The following is a 19086-nucleotide window of genomic DNA, read 5'->3' as shown; positions in this document are numbered from 1 at the left end:
TGCCTTACATTTCAATGGAAAATGATCTGTTGTCAAAGTAAAACGATCACTTCAGAAAAGTCACTTTCTTCTTATTATATATATCGAAGGCTACGGCCGCCAAAAGGACAAGACCCTTAATCCCCTGCTGCCAGTCGACCCCAAGACCGATGAGCGACATCCCGTTGTTGAGCACGCCCATGACGAGGCCGCCGATAATGGCGCCGAAGACCGTTCCGATACCGCCCGTCGCCGATGCCCCGCCGATGAAGCTTGCGGCGATCGCGTCCAGCTCAAAGTTGGTGCCGGCTCTAGGCGTGGCCGCGTTCAGACGAGCCGCAAAGATGAGGCCCGAGATGGCGGCAAGCACGCCCATGTTGACGAAGACCCAGAACGTCACCTTTTTCGTCTTCACGCCGGACAGGTCCGCCGCTTTTTCGTTGCCGCCGAGAGCGTAAATATGGCGTCCCATCACGGTTTTGTTCATGACGAACGAGTAGATGATAATGAGCACCAGCAGCAGAATCAGAATGTTCGGCAGCCCGGCGTAGATCGCAAGCATAAAGGTAAATGCGTTGATGATGGCCGCAATAACGACAAGCTTCAGGATGAACAGTCCGCCCGAAACCACTTCAAAGTTATATTTCTTTTGTGCTCTGCGGTCACGAAGCTCATTGACGATATAGATGACGGTGAAAAGAATTCCCGCTAGCACCGCCACGATGTTCGTTCCGGCACTGCCGAAATCCGGAATGAAGCCGGAGCTGATCTTCTGAAATCCGTTCGGAAACGGCGCGATGGACTGCCCTTTCAGCACGATCATCGTCAGACCGCGGAACAGCAGCATGCCGGCCAGCGTGACGATAAACGCCGGGATTTTTACATAAGCGACCCAAAAACCCTGCCATGCGCCGATCAGCGCACCGACAACCAGGGAGGCGATCACGGCGACAACCGGATGCCAGTGCAGGTCAACCATCATAATGGCGGCCACCGCACCGACGAACGCGGCGATCGAGCCGACCGACAGGTCGATATGCCCGGTAATAATGACCAGCACCATCCCGATCGCCAGGACGAGAATGTAGCTGTTTTGCAAAATCAGATTGGTAATGTTAATCGGCTTGAGCAGCAGGCCGCCCGTTATAATTTCAAACAAAATCATGATGACGACAAGGGCGATGATCATCCCGTACTGCCGGATATTATTTTTAAACAGTTTAACCAACGTTTCCATGCTTGGCCCCTCCAGTCTTGGTCATATATCTCATCAGCGTCTCCTGCGAAGCTTCTTCACAGCTCACTTCGCCCGTGATCCGGCCAGCGTTCATCACATAAATGCGGTCGCAGATCCCTAGAATTTCCGGGAGCTCGGAAGAAATAACGAGGACGCCTTTGCCCTCATCGGCCAGCTGATTGATAATCGTATAAATTTCGTATTTGGCTCCCACATCGATTCCGCGTGTCGGTTCGTCGAGAATGAGGATATCCGGCTCGGAAAAAATCCATTTGCTCAGCACGACCTTCTGCTGATTGCCTCCGCTGAGATTCCCCGTTTTCTGCAAAATGTTCGGCGTCTTGATCTTCAGCTTCTTCCGCATTTCCTCCGCCACCAGAACCTCCTGCTTATCGTCGATCACCGTGCCCTTGGCCAGCTTGGGCAGCCCCGTCAGCGAAATGTTGCGCTTGATATCGTCGATCAGGATCAGGCCGTAATGCTTGCGGTCCTCTGTCACGTACGCAAAGCCATTGTCGATCGCCTGTGTGATCGTGTTGTTCTGGATCGGCTTTCCGTCCTTGATCAGCGTACCGGAAATGTTGCGCCCATAAGCTTTGCCGAATATGCTCATCGCCAGCTCCGTCCGCCCGGCCCCCATCAGCCCGGCAATGCCGACGATCTCCCCGCGCCGGATATGAAGATTGACCTGGTCCAGCATTTTGCGGTCGCTCCGCTGTTCGTCGTACACGGTCCAGTCCTTGACCTCCAGAATCGTATCGCCGATCTTCGGCGTGCGCTCCGGATACCGGTTCGTCAGGTCCCGTCCGACCATGCCGCGGATAATCCGGTCCTCGTTCACGTCCCCGCCCTTCATGTCAAGCGTCTCGATCGTTTGGCCGTCGCGCAAAATCGTGATCGAGTCGGATACTTTCGACACCTCGTTCAGCTTGTGGGAAATGAGAATACAGGAGATGCCCTGCCGTTTGAATTCCAGCATCAGCTGGAGCAGGTTTTCGCTGTCGTCCTCGTTCAGGGCCGCGGTCGGCTCATCCAGGATCAGCAGCTTCACCTTTTTGGAGAGCGCTTTCGCAATTTCGACCAGCTGCTGCTTGCCGACCCCGATATTGCCCACGGGCGTGTTCGGGTTTTCCTTCAGTCCGACTTTGTCCAGCAGCTCTTTCGCTCCCGTGATCGTTTCATTCCAGTTCATGATGCCGCGGCTCGACCGTTCATTGCCGAGGAATATATTTTCTGCAATCGACAGATACGGGATCAGTGCGAGCTCCTGGTGGATAATAACGATGCCGAGCTCCTCGCTGTGCTTGATATTTTTAAATTCGCAGGTTTTCCCTTTGAATAAAATCTCTCCGTCATAGGTACCGTGCGGATAGACCCCGCTCAGCACCTTCATCAGCGTCGATTTGCCCGCCCCGTTCTCCCCGCACAGGGAATGAATTTCGCCTTCCCGGATTTTAAGGTTCACGTTGCTCAGCGCCTTGACGCCGGGAAACTCCTTCGTAATGTTCCGCATTTCCAAAATGTATTCCGACATGTGAGCTTCACCTTCCCCTCGCTTCGCTTATGTTGATTCCGAACTTCGGACTACTTCAGGCCGATTTCCGCCTTAGTGTAATAACCGGATTCCACCATCTCTTTCTCGACGTTCGTCGCATCGACCGATACCGGCGGCAGCAGATAAGCCGGCACGACCTTGATGCCGTTATCGTAAGACTTCGTATCGTTGACTTCCGCCTCCTGGCCCTTCAGGATGCTCTCAGCCATCTTAACCGCCTGCTCCGCCAGCTTGCGGGTGTCTTTGAACACCGTCTGCGTCTGCTCCCCGGCGACGATGGACTTGATGGAAGCAAGCTCCCCGTCCTGGCCGGTGATGATCGGCATCGGCTTTTTGGCCGTGCCGTAGCCGACGCCCTTCAGCGAAGAAATGATCCCAATGCTGATGCCGTCGTACGGCGACAGCACCGCGTCCAGGTTCGCGTTCGAGTAGTTCGCACTGAGCAGGTTATCCATCCGGGATTGCGCCAAGGCGCCGTCCCAGCGGAGGGTGGCGATCTGCGCCATCGTCGTCTGCTTGCTGCGGACGACCAGCTTGCCGGAGTCGATATACGGCTTCAAAATGGACATCGCGCCGTCGTAGAAGAAATAGGAGTTGTTGTCGTCCGGCGATCCGCCGAACAGCTCAATATTGAAGGGACCTTTGCCTTCCTTAAGACCTAGCTTCTGCTCAATATAGGAAGCCTGCAGCACGCCGACTTTGAAATTGTCGAACGTCGCGTAGTAGGACAAATACGGCGTGTTCCGGATCAGCCGGTCATAGGAGATGACTTTAATCCCCTGATCATGCGCCTTCTTGATGACGTCGGTCAGCGTGTTTCCGTCAATCGAGGCGACGACAATGACGTCAACCCCCTTGGTAATCATGTTCTCGATTTGCGAAATCTGGTTCTCGACCACATCCTCCGCAAACTGCAAATCGGTCTTGTAGCCTTTTTCCTGGAACAGCCGCTCCATGTTTTTGCCGTCGTTCACCCAGCGCTCGGACGATTTGGTCGGCATCGCCAGCCCGACATAGCCCTTGCTTTTATCACCGGCTCCGCTCTCGGCCAGATTGCAGGCCGTCAGGGCCATCAGCATCGCGACCATCAGGAGCGCTAACATTGCTTTCTTCATCGGTACGTTCTCCTTTCCGGTATGCCCAAGGTCGAGAGCGCTTACATCCAATGGATCGTAAAGCCTCTCTGTACTTCAAAGGATACATGCTGACCCGCGCCGGGGTCTTTCCACGGATCGAACCTTTTTTATAAATTTCAAACCTTTGTTGGGATCGTTGCCGGAGGGTCATGCCAGGGCAAGACGTGGGGGATGGCTATAAGGGCAAATAAAAAACGACCGAAAAATTTCGGTCGTCGGTCGTTAGGTTTATAATGATGCTACCTGCTCCTCCCGGGCCCTACACTTCCTGATACGCGTCGCCGCGCCGGTACCGGTTGGGAGAGACGCCCATTACCTTCTTGAACGCTGTGCTGAAGTAATGCTGGCTGTCGTAGCCGACCTGCTCGGCAATTTCGTAGATGGTCAGGTTCGTCGCGTTCAGCAGCTGGATCGCTTTGCGGATCCTCGTCTGTGTCAGGAAGCCGACGAAGGAAGTCCCCAGCTCCTTTTTCAGCATCCGGCTCAAATAAACCGGCGATACCTGCAGGCTCTCCGCAAACGACTCCAGCGTAAGTTCGGGCCGGTCGTAATTGTCGTGGATGAGCTGCCGGGCCCGCCGCACCAGCGGGGACAGCTGCGCGTCCCGGAACACCGCCTCCCGGCAGGCATCGTACGCAGCCGCCATAGCACCCGGGCCTTCCGGCACCGCCCCGATCTGGCAGTGGACGGTGATTTTCAAATATTGCTGCACCGCCGATTCAATATTCGCGGCCATTTCCAGCGGCGCGTTATTCCACAAGCAGATGCCGATCAATTCCGTATGCTCCCGGAATACCTGATGGGGCGTATGCTGCAGCAGCTCCGAGACGATGTTCTCGATCGCGAACAAATACAGCTGTCTCTCGCTCTCTTTCATCAGCGTCTGGTTTGAGGCTGTCTCCGGCCATCTGACGATCCCCAGCTCTACCGGGAAACCGGAAGGCAGGCCGAGAAATTCCAGCTGCTCAAGCGCATTACCGTCATCCACCAGACCTTGAATCCACTCCTGGCAGAAGCGCTGCCGCAGGAGCGGGATGTTCCGCTCAATCTGCTCCGAGGCCTGCTTCAAATAGTGGCTCTGCACCTGCTGCTCATCGAGCTCCTGCTTGACGCTCTGCAGCACCTCTTGCAAATGGCCGCTGTTGACCGGCTTCAAAATATAATCCTTGACGCCGAGGCGGATCGCTTCCTGCGCGTAGGCAAATTCGTCATGCCCGGTAATGATGACAAACCGGCACGCCGGGCGTTCAGCCTTCAGCCGCTTCATCAGGGTCAAGCCGTCCATGATCGGCATGTTCATGTCGACCAGAACGATGTCGACCGCTTCGCGCAGGGCGAACTCAAGCGCTTCCTCCCCGTCCTCCGCTTCGCCGGCGACCTCCATGCCAAGCGCCTCCCAATCCACCGAATCCATGATGCCTTCCCGGATAATCGGTTCATCGTCCGCAATCAGTACCTGATATCGCTTCTTCATTAACGATCTCTCCCATCTTGTACACGTTGCGCCGGGACCGTATGCAGCAGCGGATGCTCGATCATCACGCTCGTGCCCGTGCCTTCCGTACTCTCGATGCTAATTCCGTATTTTTCCCCAAAAGTCAGCGCAAGCCGCGCCTGGACGTTCAGCATGCCGTAGCTGCGGCTGGCCGGTCCGCCTTCTTCCGGTGGATGATCCATGGCCGCCAAAGGATCTTGAAGCTGGCGGCGGAGCGCATCTAGCCGCTCCTGGGACATCCCCGCCCCGTTGTCCTTAACAATGAGTCGCAGGACGCCGCCCTCCACCACAGCGGATACCCGTATGATGCCCGGGCCTCGGCGTGCCTTAATGCCGTGATAGATGGCGTTTTCAACGATTGGCTGAAGTACAAGCTTTAGAACGTACAGCCCTTCCGCTTCTTTGGGCAGATCCAGCTCATAGGTGAGCCGGTCCCGGTAGCGCGTCTTCTGAATCTGCAAATAGCTGGAGATATGCGTCCATTCGTCGGTCATCGGAATGATGTCATCCCCTTTGCTGAGCCCGATCCGGAACAGCCTGGACAGCGACTCTACCATATCGGACACATCGTCGGCCCCTTTTTTCTTAGCCATCCAATGAATCGTATCCAGGGTATTGTATAAAAAATGCGGCTTGATATGCGCCTGCAGGCTGCGCAGCTCGGCTTCGCGCTTCTGCCGTTCCCGAAGCTCGCTCAGCTTCAGCAGCTTGCGGATTTCGGCAAGCATCCGGTTAAAGCTGCGTCCCAGCATACCAACCTCGTCCTGCCTTCCGCCCCAATACCGGATCGTCAAATCCCCGGATTCGGCCTTCTGCATAAAGGCCATCAGCTGGCGGATCGGCCGGGACACGGACTGCGACAGCGTATACGAGGCCGTCAGGCCGAACATGCAGACGACAAACAGGAAGCAGATCACGTAGAAGCGGATCTCCCGCACTTCGCGGACCGCTTCGCCGCTGTCGAATACGCCGATGGTCCGCCAGCCTGTAAAAGACGAGGTGCCGTAAATAAACTGCAGCCACCTGCCATTGACCTCATGCCTGAACATGCCGCTGTCTTCCCGGGGAATCCAGGATGAAGGAATGTCCCGAACCAACGGTTCATCCGGGGTGTAAATGGCCGAGCCGCCGGCATCGGTTACCATCAAATACCCGTTTTTACCGAGGGTGACGTTCCGGACTGTGCTGGCCACCGCCCGCAGCTTCAAGTCGATCAGCACGGCTCCGGTGACTTTACGCGTATCCGGATCGACAAAGGACCGCACGACCGAGATCAGCTCATCGTTGGCATAATGCACATGCGTTGTGACGTTTCGCTCAGAAGGATGCCCCAGCACTGTAAAAATCCCTTCGTGTCCCGCAGCCTCCTCATACCACGAATCCCGGGTCAGATTGGCCGGCGTCCGGGCATACATTTCGTTGCTGATGTAATCGCCGTTGTGGTTCACGACCAGGATGGCAGCAATTTCCGGATACAGCGTCGTGAAGCCCTGCAGATACTTCTTCAAGGCGTACACTTCCCCGTTTTTGTCATTAATCTGCGGGCGCTGCGCTTGTCCGGCAACTCCTCCGGCGACACTCGACCCTTCAGCGGCGATCTGCCCATTCAGGAACCGGTTGATGGCCGGGTCAAAGCCGATCAAATACGTAATGTTCTGCAAGTTTTCGATATCGTTATCAAGCGTCTGATTGACTTTGCCGATGAGCTGCACCGTGTTCGCCGTGACCTGCCCGTCGACGATTCGGTTGACCGTCCAGTTGACCAATGCGCCGAGCGCAATCGACGGAAGGATGCCTACCATCAGAAAAAGGATAATCAGCTTGTACCGCAGAGGCAGATCGCCGAACCGGGTCCACTGCAGCAGACGCTGCCGCCAATTGTTACGCAGTTTATTTCGCATAATAATCCTTCACATTCTCGCGGGTAACGATCGTAATGCCGGTATCCACCCGCGGCGGCAGCGGGGATACGTCGTTGCCCAGCGTCGGTGCGGGAACGGTCAGCCCGTGATGAAGATGGAATAAATACTGCAGCGACCAGTAGCCCATGTTCCACGTCCCCTGCGCGATCGTCGCTGAAATCGTGCCGTCGGATATCCGGTCCAGCGTCTCTTTATTGGTATCAAACCCGATGATCTTCACCTTCCCGGTCCGATTCGCAGCGATCACCGCATCCGCAGCTCCTGTGCCGCCGCTGGCTTCCGTCACGAAAATGCCTTTAAGGTCCGGATGCTTGCCCAGCATGTCCGCGGCCGCGGCTTTGGCAATCATAGCGTCGCCTTTTCCTTCCTTCACCTCAACCACCGACATGGCCGGATACCGGCTCGCGATCGTTTCCTTGAACCCTGATGTGCGGTCGCTGTGGTTTTGCTGGCCGGACTGCGTGATGACGCCGACCTTGCCCTGCCGTCCGACGATTTGCGCCATTTTATCGGCGGCCGCCACACCCGCATCGTAGTTATTGGTCGCAAGAAAAGAGTACGCCTTGCTGTCCGGGGCATCCGAGTCGAACAGGACGACAGGAATGCCTGCATCTACCGCCTTGTTGATCGTCGCGGTCAAAGCGTCGGAATCGATGGCCGACAGCGCGATGCCAGCAGGCTTTTTGGCAATGACCTGCTCAAGCACGGTGATCTGCTCCTGCACGTCGTACTGGGTGGCTCCGTGGTATTCGACGGACACGCCGAGGGCGTCGCCTCCATCCTCGAAGCCTTTCACAATATTTTTCCAATATTCCATTCCGGATTGGAAGGTCACCATCACATAGTTCTCCCCGATGCTGCCGTGCAGCCCGCCGTCAGGCCATGCAGAAGAACGCTTGTCATCCATCCGGTACATAAATACATAGACGCCAAACGCAATGATTAGTACCAGGTAAACCATCATCATCTTCTTCATCTGCGTTTCCCCTTGTCACAGTCTGTTGAACTCTATGGAATCGGTTACATTATAGCACAAGGCAAACTTTTGGGAAGCGCAAGAACTTGCCAATATCCGATTCACTCTCCTGCAGCACCACCTTTTACTGTCCATCGGCAAACCCTTGATGCTTCCCTGATTTCACCGGAATGGCCAATAAATATTGGGGGAAGCTCATGAGCTTTCCGTTGTTTTTTATCTCTAAAGTGAAACCGATCCGGGAAGCAACACGTAAAATCTTTAGGTACGGTTATAGAATCTTTAAGGTTTTCCTCAGGTTTGCTGTCTATAATGACTTTAGGCTGAAGATCTCACTTACCCCATACATGTTCACACAAATGACCCGTAACAAAATACATGAAAAGAGGATTTTTAACCATGAACATAAAGCGAGTGATGATTGTCGGAACGATGGTCGTGATCATGTCCTTTGGAAGCACCGCGTTAAGCGCCTCCATCACAAGCGCAAGCCCGGCCGCCAAATGGGCCGCTACCGGCGTAAAGGATAAAGACGAACTGCTGGAAGCTCTCCATCAGGACTCCGACGAGGAACTGTATGAGGCGTTGTATGAGGGCAAGTCCCTGCATGACATCGCCGCTGATCAAGGAGCCGACATCGAGAGAATCATCGACCTGCAAGTATCGCAGCTGACCCGTCAGCTGGATGAGCGCCTGCGCAAAGGGAGCATCAGCGCAGATCAATATGCGGCGCACAAGGCTGAACTAAGGGAAATCGTCGAACAGAGCGTCCATACTTCATTCGGGTAACTGGAAGTACATACGACCGTCCAACGTTTTGATCGGTCATCCAGGCGCTCCGATACGGATCCGGCGTTCGCACATGGAGGATAACATGATTCTCCACGGCCAACGGAAACAGAATGCTCGAACGAAATGGAAACTGATAACGAAATTTGTAAACCAGCCTGGACACGTTGTCCAGGCTGGTTTTTTAATAAGAAAAACGTTAAAGACCCCGCCGGCGCCCGGCAGGGTCTTTCGTCTGTTTCCTCTTCCCTCAATGCATATGGAACCTCGAAAGCAGGGATCCTACTAAAAAATCGCATGCGGGGCGGTGCCCACTCTCCAAAATTGCCCGACTTTCTCAAACTTGACCGTCACGTATGCCGGACCCTGAAGATGCTCCGGGTAAGGAACGCTCAGCTTATACACGCGCTGCGTATCCGTCATGCTGAGCAGTTTGGCCGTCGCCTTGTCGAACTCCAGAATGTTGCCGCCGTCGGCGTTCAGCTGGGCCAAACGACCATCATGAGAAATGAAATATTTGTCCACAAAATAGGCAGCTGCCTTTTCCGTATATACGGAATTCAAATAGTTCATCAGCTTCTCCCGGGTTCCGATATCATCGGATAAGTACCGGTACTGCCGGCCACCGACCTCGAATGTGTCCCCTAATCCCTTGCCGCCGCCCAGGGCATAAAAATACCGTTTTTCGGCTTCTATGATTAATGGCGTCACGCTGGTATGGTTCAGCTTGCTGATCTTGGTCGCGTCGGTCACGACAACCTTCTCTACCGTTTGTGCCGGCACCTGCGCCGGAGCAGTCACGCTCCCCGCCGGAGCCGCTCCGGCCGCAGCGGCCAGCAGGCTTGCTCCCATCAAACCGGTTGCTAATGTAAATCCAATTTTTCGATTAAGTTTCATCTTGTATTATCGCCTCCACCCTGTTAAACGAAATTAGGATGGAAAAAGTTTCATCCAGGAAACGATAAGCTATGATCTGAAATGTTTAAACTGCGGCAAATATTCGCGATTGGCTTCAAACATCTCATCAACCATCGATTTGATCTCAGCCAGGCTGAGGACCGCGGAAGTCAGCGGATCGAAGCATACCGCATGGAATACTTTCCGCGGATCGCCCGTAAGCGCGCCTTCCACAGCCATCTCTTCGCAGCGGGCGCTTATATTGGTCAGGGCCGCCAGCTGATCCGGCAGGGCTCCCACATGAATCGGCTCCAGCCCTTTTTTCGAAGCCAATACCGGGACCTCAACGCAGCAGCCGTCCGGCAAATTATCGATCAGGCCATGATTACGGACGTTGCCGTTAAATTTAAACAGGGTACCGTCCCCGATCGTAGCGTTAAAGATATACGCGGCGTACTCTTCGCCCCGGATTAAATCGACAGGCTCTTCCATCCAGCGCCGCATCTGTTCCTTCCAGCTGCCCTGCCTCTGTTCGTAGCCTTTGATAATATACGCGTATTCACCGGGATTCCAGCCCGTGCCGTTCGTGCAGTACTTTTCAATCAAATCCGGCCGCTTTCGGAACCAGGCATTGTATTCAGAGTTATGGCCGCTGGATTCCGTGACGTAATAATCCAGATGAAGGAACATTTCATTTCGGACCTGCTCCTCGTTGTAAATATCCGGATGATTCATCGCCTCCCGGATGAGCGGATACGCGTCTTGGCCGTTCCAGCGAAAATCCAGGTAGAACGCCTGATGATTGATGCCTGCGCAGAGATACGTGATCTCCTCATTAGGCGCCCCGATCCACCTGGCCAGCATCGATGCCGTTCCCTGCACGCTGTGGCACAGACCTGTCACGGTCACGTTTGTTTCGCTCTGCATCGCCCTGCACAGCATCGCCATCGGGTTCGTATAATTCAGAAATACCGCCTGCGGACAGTACCGCTCGATATCGCGGCATATGTCCAGCATCACCGGAATCGTGCGGAGCGCCCTGAATATGCCGGATGGCCCGCGCGTATCTCCGACATTAATATCTACGCCGTATTGTTTCGGAATCTCGATGTCTTTCCGCCATACGTCCAGGCTTCCAGCCAAGATCGTGCAGACGACCCCGTCCGCCCCGTCGAGCGCTCTGATCCTGTCGGTATGCGCCTGGACTTTCGCCGGATAGCCTCCGGCCGAAATGATTTTCTCCACCGTCTTCTTCGCAAATCCGAGGCGCTCCTCGTCAATGTCAACCAAAGCGATGATGCTGTCAGCGAGTGCAGGGAATGTAAGCAGGTCGCGAACGAGGTTTTTCGTGAACACGAGACTGCCTGCCCCGATAAATACGATCTTCTTCACTGCCGAATTCCTCCCTTTGATCAAGCTGCGTGCGGCCAGAACCCCGGCCAGTCAGCTGTCAGCCTTTGATGCCTGTCGTCGAAATCCCCTGAATAAAGGTCTTTTGGGCAAAAAAGAACAAAATGATTATAGGCAGCGTCGCAACGGTGGAAGCCGCCATCAGCATCCCCCAGCGCGTCCCGTACTGACCGATAAACTGCTGCAACCCAAGCGATACGGTGTACATTTTCTCGTCGCTCAAATAAATTAACGGTCCCATGAAGTCATTCCAGTTGTTCATGAACGTAAATAACGCCACCGTGGCGAATGCCGGACGGGCGAGCGGGAGGATGATCTGCCAGAAGGTCCGGAATTCCGAACAGCCGTCGATCTTGGCCGCCTCGGATAATTCCTGCGGAATCGTCAGAAAAAACTGCCTCAGCAGAAAAATAAAAAACGCACCGCCTAAAAATGCCGGGATAATGAGCGGTTTGTAGCTTCCCACCCAGCCGATCTTTTTGAAAATGACGAAAATCGGAATCATCGTGACCTGGGAAGGCAGCATCATTGTGCTGAGCATAATCATGAACAGTACGTTCCGTCCCGGCCATTGAATTTTGGCAAACCCGTAAGCCACGAGGGCGGAGGAAACGCAGGTGCCGACCATTGCCCAGATGCAAATCGTTAACGTATTGAGGACGTAAGTACCGAACGGGACAAACGTCAGCGCCTCCGGAAAGTTCGACCATAGGAACTGATCCGGAATCCACTCCGGCGGCCATTTGAAAATTTGCGCCTCCGGTTTGAGCGCGGTGGACAGCATCCAGACAAAAGGAAAAAGAAAGGTGATGCCCAGCAAGATCAAGCAAACATGGGCGATCAGCTGTTGAAACACGTCTTTCTTTGTTCTGCTTAATTTCGTCGTAGACTGAGTCTTGATTTCAAGCATCTTGGGCCTCTCCTTTCACGGTTATGAAGGCAGGAGGAAGGGGTAACCGATTTGGATTCCTTTCCTCCCTGCCCTTATCCGTTATTTGCCTCCGGCTTTGGCGATCTCTTCTTCGACTTCTTTCTGCAAGTTTTCTAAGGCCTGCTTCGGATCCTTGTTTCCCGTCATGACGGACTCTTCGGCTTTTGCCGCCCGGTCCCAATAATACTGCTGCACCGGAATGACAGGTGTGATCTTCGCATTGGGGCTGCCGAGCAGATCGACGAACGTTTTTCTGGCCGGAATTTCATTCATGAAGTCCTGGTAAGCCTGCTTCTCTGTAATCTTTGGCGATGGCGGGATCCATCCGCCCTTGGTCAGCATTTGCGCCGCCCAATCTTCGTTATGGTAGCCGGTCAGCCACAGGATGAATTCCCACGCCTCTTTCGGATGCTTGGCTTTTTCCGGAATGATGTTAAAGTTTCCATTGACCCAGGTCGCGTCCGGTTTTCCGGTTCCTTTCGGGTAGGGCAGCGTCATGACGCCGTACTGAAGGTCCGGTGCATAATTTTTCAGGTCCTCCAGCCTCCACATGCCGTCCATCGCGAACACCTGCTTGCCGCTGAGGAAAGACCACGCCGAGTTCACGTTGGATGACATGCTTTTGTTAAAAGCGGCGACTTTGGTCGGATCGTATTTTTTCGCGTAAGACTGAAACCATTCCAATGTGGCCAGGTTGTTCGGATCGGTTGCCGTCGGCTTGCCGTCCTCATCCGCCCATTTTCCGCCGAAAGCGGTGCTCCACTGGGTAAGCCCGCTCGGCATATAGCCGACCCGCTGGATGAATCCGCGTTTATCCAGTTTCCACAATTTGTCCTGCATTGCATCCAGCTCCTGGATCGTGGTGGGCGGTTTTTCCGGATCGAACCCTTCCTCTTTCAAAATATCCTTGTTGTAATACATCGCCAGCGTATTCATCGAAAATGGGATCGCATACATTTTTCCCTTGTAAGTTCCGATTTCCTTTACCGTAGGGTACATCCACTCGCCCAAATCCGGCGCGTCGGCCTGGATGTACGGGTCCAGTGAAGCGATGGCTCCCTTTTCCGCCCACGAGGGAATGATCTGGTTCCATTGCGTCATGACATCGGGCGGATCCCCGCCGGCCTGTGCCGTCAAAAATTTGGCGTTGGCATCGCCGGTAATGGAGAGCGCGGTCACGTGAATGCCGGGATGCGTCTGATTGAACTCATCGACCAGGCTGTCGATCAGCTTCTTCCAGTCACTCGTCCACATATGCCAATATGTAACTTCTACGGCTTTTCCGTCGCCTTTCTTCCCGGAATCGGAAGACGGGGCGGACGTATCTTCCTTCTTGCCATCCTGCCCGGCCGCCGGAGTACCCGGTGAGGAACATGCTATTAGGCCGGCAAGCATCAGCATGATCAGCACCATCGATAAGAACGGTTTGAGCGTTGACTTCATTCCATGCACCTCCGATATCGTTTTACCTTTCCCCGCCGTAGAAAACCCAGCGTGCCGAGCTCTTAAATACCAGCAGCGTGACGGCCATAATCAGCAGGAACAAAATCCATGCCATAGCCGAGGCATACCCCATATGGAAGTAAGAAAAGGCGTTCTTGTACAGATACAGCGAATAGAACAGCGTAGAATCGTTGGGTCCGCCGGACGTAATAATGTAGGCCTGCGTAAAATACTGAAAGGAACCGATCAGGCCCATAATTAAATTGAAGAAAATGACCGGACTCAGCATCGGCAGTGTAATATAGACGATTTTTTGCCACCATACCGCCCCGTCGATCTGCGCCGACTCGTACATTTCCTGCGGAATATCCTGCAGCCCTGCGAGATAGATGATCATCGCGCCGCCGACGCCCCACAGCCCCATCACGATCAGGGCAGGTTTCGACCATGCCGGGTCGACCAGCCACCCGGGACCTGCGATGCCGATGGCATCCAGCAGACCGTTGATCAGTCCGAACTGCGGGTCGAAAAGCCAAAGCCACAGTACGGAAGACGCCACAACCGGAACGATGCTGGGCAGGTAAAAAATCGTCCGGTACAAAGCCATTCCCTTAACCTTCATGTTCAGCAGCAGCGCCAGAGCCACGCCGAAGACGATGCCGAGCGGAACCGAAAATAACGTATAGTACATCGTGTTGGTAATCGATTTCCAGAATAACGGGTCTTTGAATAACTGCACAAAATTATCCAACCCTACCCATACGGGCGAACTGACCACATCGTAGGTCGTAAAGCTGTAGTACAGGGATAGCAGGAACGGCAGCAGCGAAAAGGCGGCAAACCCTGCCAGCCAGGGTGAAACGAACAGCAGACCGTTCCGAAGATTCACTTTTGCGATTTTGCTCATGGTTCCCTTGGACGAACGGACCTGAACAGACGGCCGAACCTCTGCACTTGAACGGGACAAGCAGACACCTCCTAGCCGATTTTTGCGGATTTAGCAGATTCCCCCTCCTTTGACAGCGTTTTCTTAAACGTGCAAGCCTATTTTATAAAGGGACGCCTTCGCTGTATTTATAAAAAACATCACAAGTTTTACGATTATCGCTGAACATTTTCCGAAGACAGCCTTCGACTTCTCACCCGCCCCTTCTTCGCTGCTCTTTCCTCCAGGCGGTGGGAGACATCCCCGTCTGTTTTTGAAACCAGGCGGAGAAGGCATGAATATTGGGGAATCCGACCCCGCTCGCGATTTGCTGAACCGTCTTGTCGGAGAAGGTAAGCAGCATTTTGGCCTCGGACATCCGGTACTGCTGCAGATATTGCTTGGGTGAGAGACCGTAAGTCTTTTTAAAACAGGAGCGCAGCCCGCTCTCCGACATGCGGATCATCCGCGCCAGATCGGTCACCCTCATTTCTTTGTCCAGATTGGTGCGGATATACTCGGCAATGGCGTCCAAGGTAATTCTGGAATCCTGTTGTTCGATGCGGTCCAATAAAAACAGCATAAATAACTCGACCCATGTTTTTAACAACCGGTTAAACAGCTGATTCGGGCGGACGGAGGTCATGTGGAGCCACACGCTGAACAACTTCTCAAAGCGCTCCAATGCATAATGGGCCAGGGGAAACAGGTGCAGCGATTCTTCATTCGTCATTTGAAAAAATAACCGTTCGAGCTCATGCGACAAATGGTCAACCTGCAGGACGGCGAAGCGGATCGGTGTAACGGAGCTGTAGTCGTGGGGTACGCCGGGGGTGATCAGGATGACGTCCCCCTCCTGAATCGAAAAGACCTGGTCTTCAGCATAGAACACACCTCGTCCGAAAGTGACCACGCAGATTTCGAAATGGGGATGCACATGCGTGCCCATTTTCCATCCGGAAGGGTACGTTACGAGATCGGTGTACAGTGAAGATCTATCCAATACGAATATCCCACCTTCCATAATTTGAAATTGTTGGTTCGAAGTTCATTAACATTATACTGAGGCGGGAATGTCGGATAACCGCAAAAAAACTCCCCGATGGACAGACCCTATACGGGCCCGCCTCAGCGAGGAGTTTAATAAGTGTGCATAGTATACGATTGAAAAGAAGCTATAATTGTTCCGCTCTATGGCTGCAGATAGATCCGAATGGAGGAAATCTGCGGACACCACCGGGACTCCTGGATTTGTAGCCGGATATAACGGCTCTTGACGGCGGGAAAACGGCAGATCCGCTTGTGGCCGATCACCGTACCCGTGTAAGCTGTTTTCCACGTGTCCCCATCCAGATATTCGACCTCAAAGCGCTCGACCCGCTGGCTGTACCGGTATTCTTGCAGCACGACGTGGTCAAAGGCGGTCTCCCTCTGCAGATCCAGCGTGAGTGAAGCCTGCTCCGTGCCTTCGGGCGGCGCCCAGTATGTGTCCGGTTGTCCGTCTAGGACTTGGTTCGCCTGATGGCCTTCTGCCTGGACGGATGCCTCCACCGCGGCACCTTCAGCCAAGTCGGTACCAAACGTGCTGCGGATCCGGTCCCCCAGCTCCTGCAGGCGCTGGACGTCCCGCTCATGAATGAGGCCGCGCCGGTCCGGCGGAAGGTTAAGAAGGAACGTCGCGTTGCCGCCGACCGATCCATAATATACGTTCATCAGCTCATCCAGCGATTTGACCTTGTCATCTTCGGAGGCGTGGTAGAACCAGCCCGGACGGATCGACGTGTTGACCTCCGCCGGGTACCAGACCAAATCCTGCTCGTGCTCGATGACCGCCCGGCTGCCCAGGTCCTCGTCCTCCGACCGGTAGCTCCGGGCAAACGCCGGATCGTCCTCCTGCTGCGATTTCGCCTGGATCTTCTCGTTATCCCGCAGCGACGCAGGCACGACGCTCCACTCCGATTCCCGGCAGTGGCCGGCTTCGTTGCCGCACCAGCGGATATCCGGACCGCAGACCGAAATCGCCGCCTCCGGCTGCAGCTCGCGAATCAGCGCGTAGTAAGCGTCCCAGTCGTACACCTGGCGCTTGCCGTTCGGCCCTTCGCCGCAGGCGCCGTCGAACCAGACGCAAAACACGTCGCCGTAATTGGTCAGCAGCTCTCTCAGCTGATTGGTAAAATATTCGTTATACGCCGGCGAATCGCCGTATGTAGGCTCATGCCGGTCCCAGGGGGACAGGTAAATGCCGAAGCGGATCCCTTCCCTCCGGCACGCCTCCGACACTTCCCGGACCACATCGCCCTGCCCGTCCTTCCACGGGCTGTTCTTGACCGAGTGCTCCGTATACCGGCTCGGCCAGAGGCAGAAACCATCGTGGTGCTTGCAGGTCAGAATCAGCCCTTTCATCCCGGCTGACTTGATTGCCGCCACCCATTGGCCGGCATCCAGCTCCGCCGGATTAAAGATAGCCGGATCCTCCTTCCCGTCCCCCCACTCCCGGTCCGTAAACGTATTGACCGTAAAATGAATGAACGCGTAGAACTCCATCTCCTGCACGGCCAGCTGCCGTTCGGTGGGCTGAACCTGTGCGGCGTAGCGGATCCTTTCGGTCGTTACCATCATGAAATGCCCTCCATCCTGGTTTTGATTACAGGTATGCCTACCTTGTTCTCCTTGTAAAAGCCGGATACCTGCTTTACACCTCAGATATCCGGCTGCCGTCCTTTATTTCTTTAACGCTTTTTGGTAGATTGCCAAGTATTGATCCAGCTGCAATCCTTTGAAGCCGGCGATGTAGCTGTCCCAGTCCTTGTCGATGTCTTTGTTGCCCGTCACGAACTGCGCCAGGCTCGACTTCACATAATCGGTCAGCGACTTCTGCATTTGCGCAACCGTCATGGCGTCCGCCGGGTCAATGAATGTATCCGCAGGATAGACGACTTCCGGCTTGGCGAAAGGCTCGTATTTTTTGGCGGCCAGCCATAAGCGGTATTCATAGGCACCGTTGCCCAGCGGATCGCTTGGAGCGGCAAAGGATTCGCGGATGGAGTTGAGCATCTGCATCGTGCCAAGCTGCCACCAGAAATTGTCCAGCGTCGTTTCCCCGTTCGCGGACGGAGCCTTCGGAACCACATCATACTTCGCCGGTTTGCCGTTGTAATCCAGCTTGCCGCTGTCGGCTTTTTTCCAGCCTTCCCCTTCAAAGCCCCAGGAGGTCATGACCGTTCCTTCTTCGGACCAGAGGTAGTCCGCCAGTTTGATGGCAGCGACCTGCTCCTCTTTCGTCGCCTTGTTCGTGATCACAAACGATCCGTCGCCCGCGCCAATGCTGTAGCCTGTCAGCTGGACTCCGTTTGGTCCTTTCAGCGGCGGAACGACGTCGTAATCTTTATGTCTCGGGTTCGAGTCGTCCACGCTGAAGGCACTGCTAAGCAGCGCGTAACCTACAGTGCCCACGGCGGCGTCCGGCTTGTTGGCCAGCTGCTTCACCGCATCATTGTTCTGCGTAAAAACGGCTTTATCCATCAAGCCTTCGGCAAACAGCTTCCTCAAATACTTCAGGCCTTCCTTCCATTCGGGCTGCGCCGGTGAATAGATGACCTGGCCGTCTTTGATGCTTAAGTAATCCGAGGTGTTGTCATAGATAAAAGCGTTCATCAGGAACGAATCCACACCGCCTCCCCATACGCCGTCGGACGAGGTCGTGAACGGAATTTCGTCGGCTTTGCCGTTGCCGTTTGGGTCTTTCTCCTTAAAGGCTTTCAGCACGTTGTAAAACTCATCGGTCGTCGTCGGCATCGACAGGCCCAGCTTCTCCAGCCAGGAAGTATTGATCCACATCCGCTGCCCATAGGTACAGTGCAGACATTCGTTCAGCTTCGGCAGCGCGTAAATTTTGCCGTCCGGGGCGACCATGCCCTGCTTCAGGTAAGACACGTCCTCCATCGCCTTTTTAATGTTGGGGGCGTACTGGTCGATCAGATCGTTCAGCGGGATGAAGGCTCCCTGCTGGCCGTATTTGATTTGGTCCGCTTTGGATATGCCCGCGTTCATAATGACAGCCGGGTAGTCGCCGCTCGCCAGAAGCAGCAGCTTTTTGTCGCTGAAGCCGGCGTCCGGCACCGTGCTCCAATTAAACTTGATGCCGAGCTTGTCCTCGATGTACTTGGAGAACTTGTTAACGTCCATGTTTTCGATCCCCGCCTGCTGCGGCGCGAATACCGACAGCTCCACCGGTTTACTGGGATCCGAGGCGGCAGCCCCTGCGTCATTCTGCTCCTGCTTGGAGCCTCCGCATGCCGACAGCAGAAGGGATAATACCAACAATACGCTTAAGCCGATAAATGCCCGTTTTTTCAAAGAAATTCCTCCTTTGCTTGAATGGCTCATATCCA

Annotated in this window: 15 protein-coding genes; 1 reads left to right on the top strand and 14 read right to left on the bottom strand. The window is 54.6% G+C overall.

Going from position 1 to position 19086, the window contains the following annotated elements:
• Window positions 1-46: 46 nt before the first annotated feature.
• The 6 genes from mmsB to ABID47_RS12050 form a co-directional block, all read right to left on the bottom strand.
• Window positions 47-1216, bottom strand: coding sequence for a multiple monosaccharide ABC transporter permease (gene mmsB, locus ABID47_RS12075; protein ID WP_089546345.1), 1170 nt, complete (start codon window positions 1214-1216; stop codon window positions 47-49).
• Window positions 1200-2750 (bottom strand): multiple monosaccharide ABC transporter ATP-binding protein, encoded by a 1551-nt coding sequence (mmsA, locus tag ABID47_RS12070; RefSeq protein ID WP_354496948.1) that lies wholly within the window; start codon window positions 2748-2750, stop codon window positions 1200-1202. The genes mmsB and mmsA overlap by 17 nt, the downstream gene beginning before the upstream one ends.
• 50 nt (window positions 2751-2800) lie before the next feature.
• Complete coding sequence (gene chvE, locus ABID47_RS12065) at window positions 2801-3886, bottom strand: multiple monosaccharide ABC transporter substrate-binding protein (RefSeq protein WP_354496946.1); 1086 nt, start codon at window positions 3884-3886, stop codon at window positions 2801-2803.
• A gap of 280 nt (window positions 3887-4166) precedes the next feature.
• Complete coding sequence (locus tag ABID47_RS12060; RefSeq protein WP_354496944.1) at window positions 4167-5381, bottom strand: response regulator; 1215 nt, start codon at window positions 5379-5381, stop codon at window positions 4167-4169.
• Window positions 5381-7303, bottom strand: coding sequence for a cache domain-containing sensor histidine kinase (locus tag ABID47_RS12055; RefSeq protein WP_354496942.1), 1923 nt, complete (start codon window positions 7301-7303; stop codon window positions 5381-5383). Before ABID47_RS12055 ends, ABID47_RS12060 begins: the two co-directional genes overlap by 1 nt.
• Window positions 7293-8300, bottom strand: coding sequence for a substrate-binding domain-containing protein (locus ABID47_RS12050; RefSeq protein WP_354496940.1), 1008 nt, complete (start codon window positions 8298-8300; stop codon window positions 7293-7295). The genes ABID47_RS12055 and ABID47_RS12050 overlap by 11 nt, the downstream gene beginning before the upstream one ends.
• A gap of 399 nt (window positions 8301-8699) precedes the next feature.
• Between ABID47_RS12050 and ABID47_RS12045 the strand changes: the two genes are divergently transcribed.
• On the top strand, window positions 8700-9089 hold the full coding sequence (locus tag ABID47_RS12045; protein ID WP_354496938.1) for a hypothetical protein: 390 nt from the start codon (window positions 8700-8702) through the stop codon (window positions 9087-9089).
• Between the two features lie 285 nt (window positions 9090-9374).
• Here ABID47_RS12045 and ABID47_RS12040 read toward each other — a convergent pair whose 3' ends face one another.
• The 8 genes from ABID47_RS12040 to ABID47_RS12005 form a co-directional block, all read right to left on the bottom strand.
• Complete coding sequence (locus ABID47_RS12040) at window positions 9375-9986, bottom strand: DL-endopeptidase inhibitor IseA family protein (RefSeq protein WP_354496936.1); 612 nt, start codon at window positions 9984-9986, stop codon at window positions 9375-9377.
• A 69-nt stretch (window positions 9987-10055) separates the two neighbouring features.
• Window positions 10056-11378: an alpha-galactosidase gene (gene melA, locus ABID47_RS12035; protein ID WP_354496934.1), complete on the bottom strand. Its 1323-nt coding sequence runs from the start codon at window positions 11376-11378 to the stop codon at window positions 10056-10058.
• Window positions 11379-11436: 58 nt separating this feature from the next.
• Window positions 11437-12306 carry a carbohydrate ABC transporter permease gene (locus ABID47_RS12030; RefSeq protein ID WP_354496932.1) on the bottom strand — a complete coding sequence of 290 codons (870 nt, stop codon included), beginning with the start codon at window positions 12304-12306 and terminating at the stop codon, window positions 11437-11439.
• A gap of 81 nt (window positions 12307-12387) precedes the next feature.
• Window positions 12388-13770, bottom strand: a complete 1383-nt coding sequence (locus ABID47_RS12025; RefSeq protein ID WP_354496930.1) for an ABC transporter substrate-binding protein — start codon at window positions 13768-13770, stop codon at window positions 12388-12390.
• 22 nt (window positions 13771-13792) lie between these two features.
• Window positions 13793-14737, bottom strand: a complete 945-nt coding sequence (locus ABID47_RS12020) for a carbohydrate ABC transporter permease (protein WP_251674181.1) — start codon at window positions 14735-14737, stop codon at window positions 13793-13795.
• A gap of 172 nt (window positions 14738-14909) precedes the next feature.
• Entirely contained in the window at window positions 14910-15698 is a 789-nt protein-coding gene (locus ABID47_RS12015) for a helix-turn-helix domain-containing protein (protein ID WP_076168852.1), read from the bottom strand.
• Between the two features lie 188 nt (window positions 15699-15886).
• Entirely contained in the window at window positions 15887-17314 is a 1428-nt protein-coding gene (locus ABID47_RS12010; protein WP_354496927.1) for an alpha-L-fucosidase, read from the bottom strand.
• A gap of 102 nt (window positions 17315-17416) precedes the next feature.
• Window positions 17417-19081 (bottom strand): ABC transporter substrate-binding protein, encoded by a 1665-nt coding sequence (locus ABID47_RS12005; protein WP_435530610.1) that lies wholly within the window; start codon window positions 19079-19081, stop codon window positions 17417-17419.
• Window positions 19082-19086 lie beyond the last annotated feature (5 nt).

The sequence above is a fragment of the Paenibacillus favisporus genome (assembly GCF_040545415.1).
Taxonomy (GTDB): domain Bacteria; phylum Bacillota; class Bacilli; order Paenibacillales; family Paenibacillaceae; genus Paenibacillus_AQ; species Paenibacillus_AQ favisporus.
Note: the sequence above shows the minus strand (reverse complement) of the source record. Positions and strands in the feature narration are given on the sequence as shown.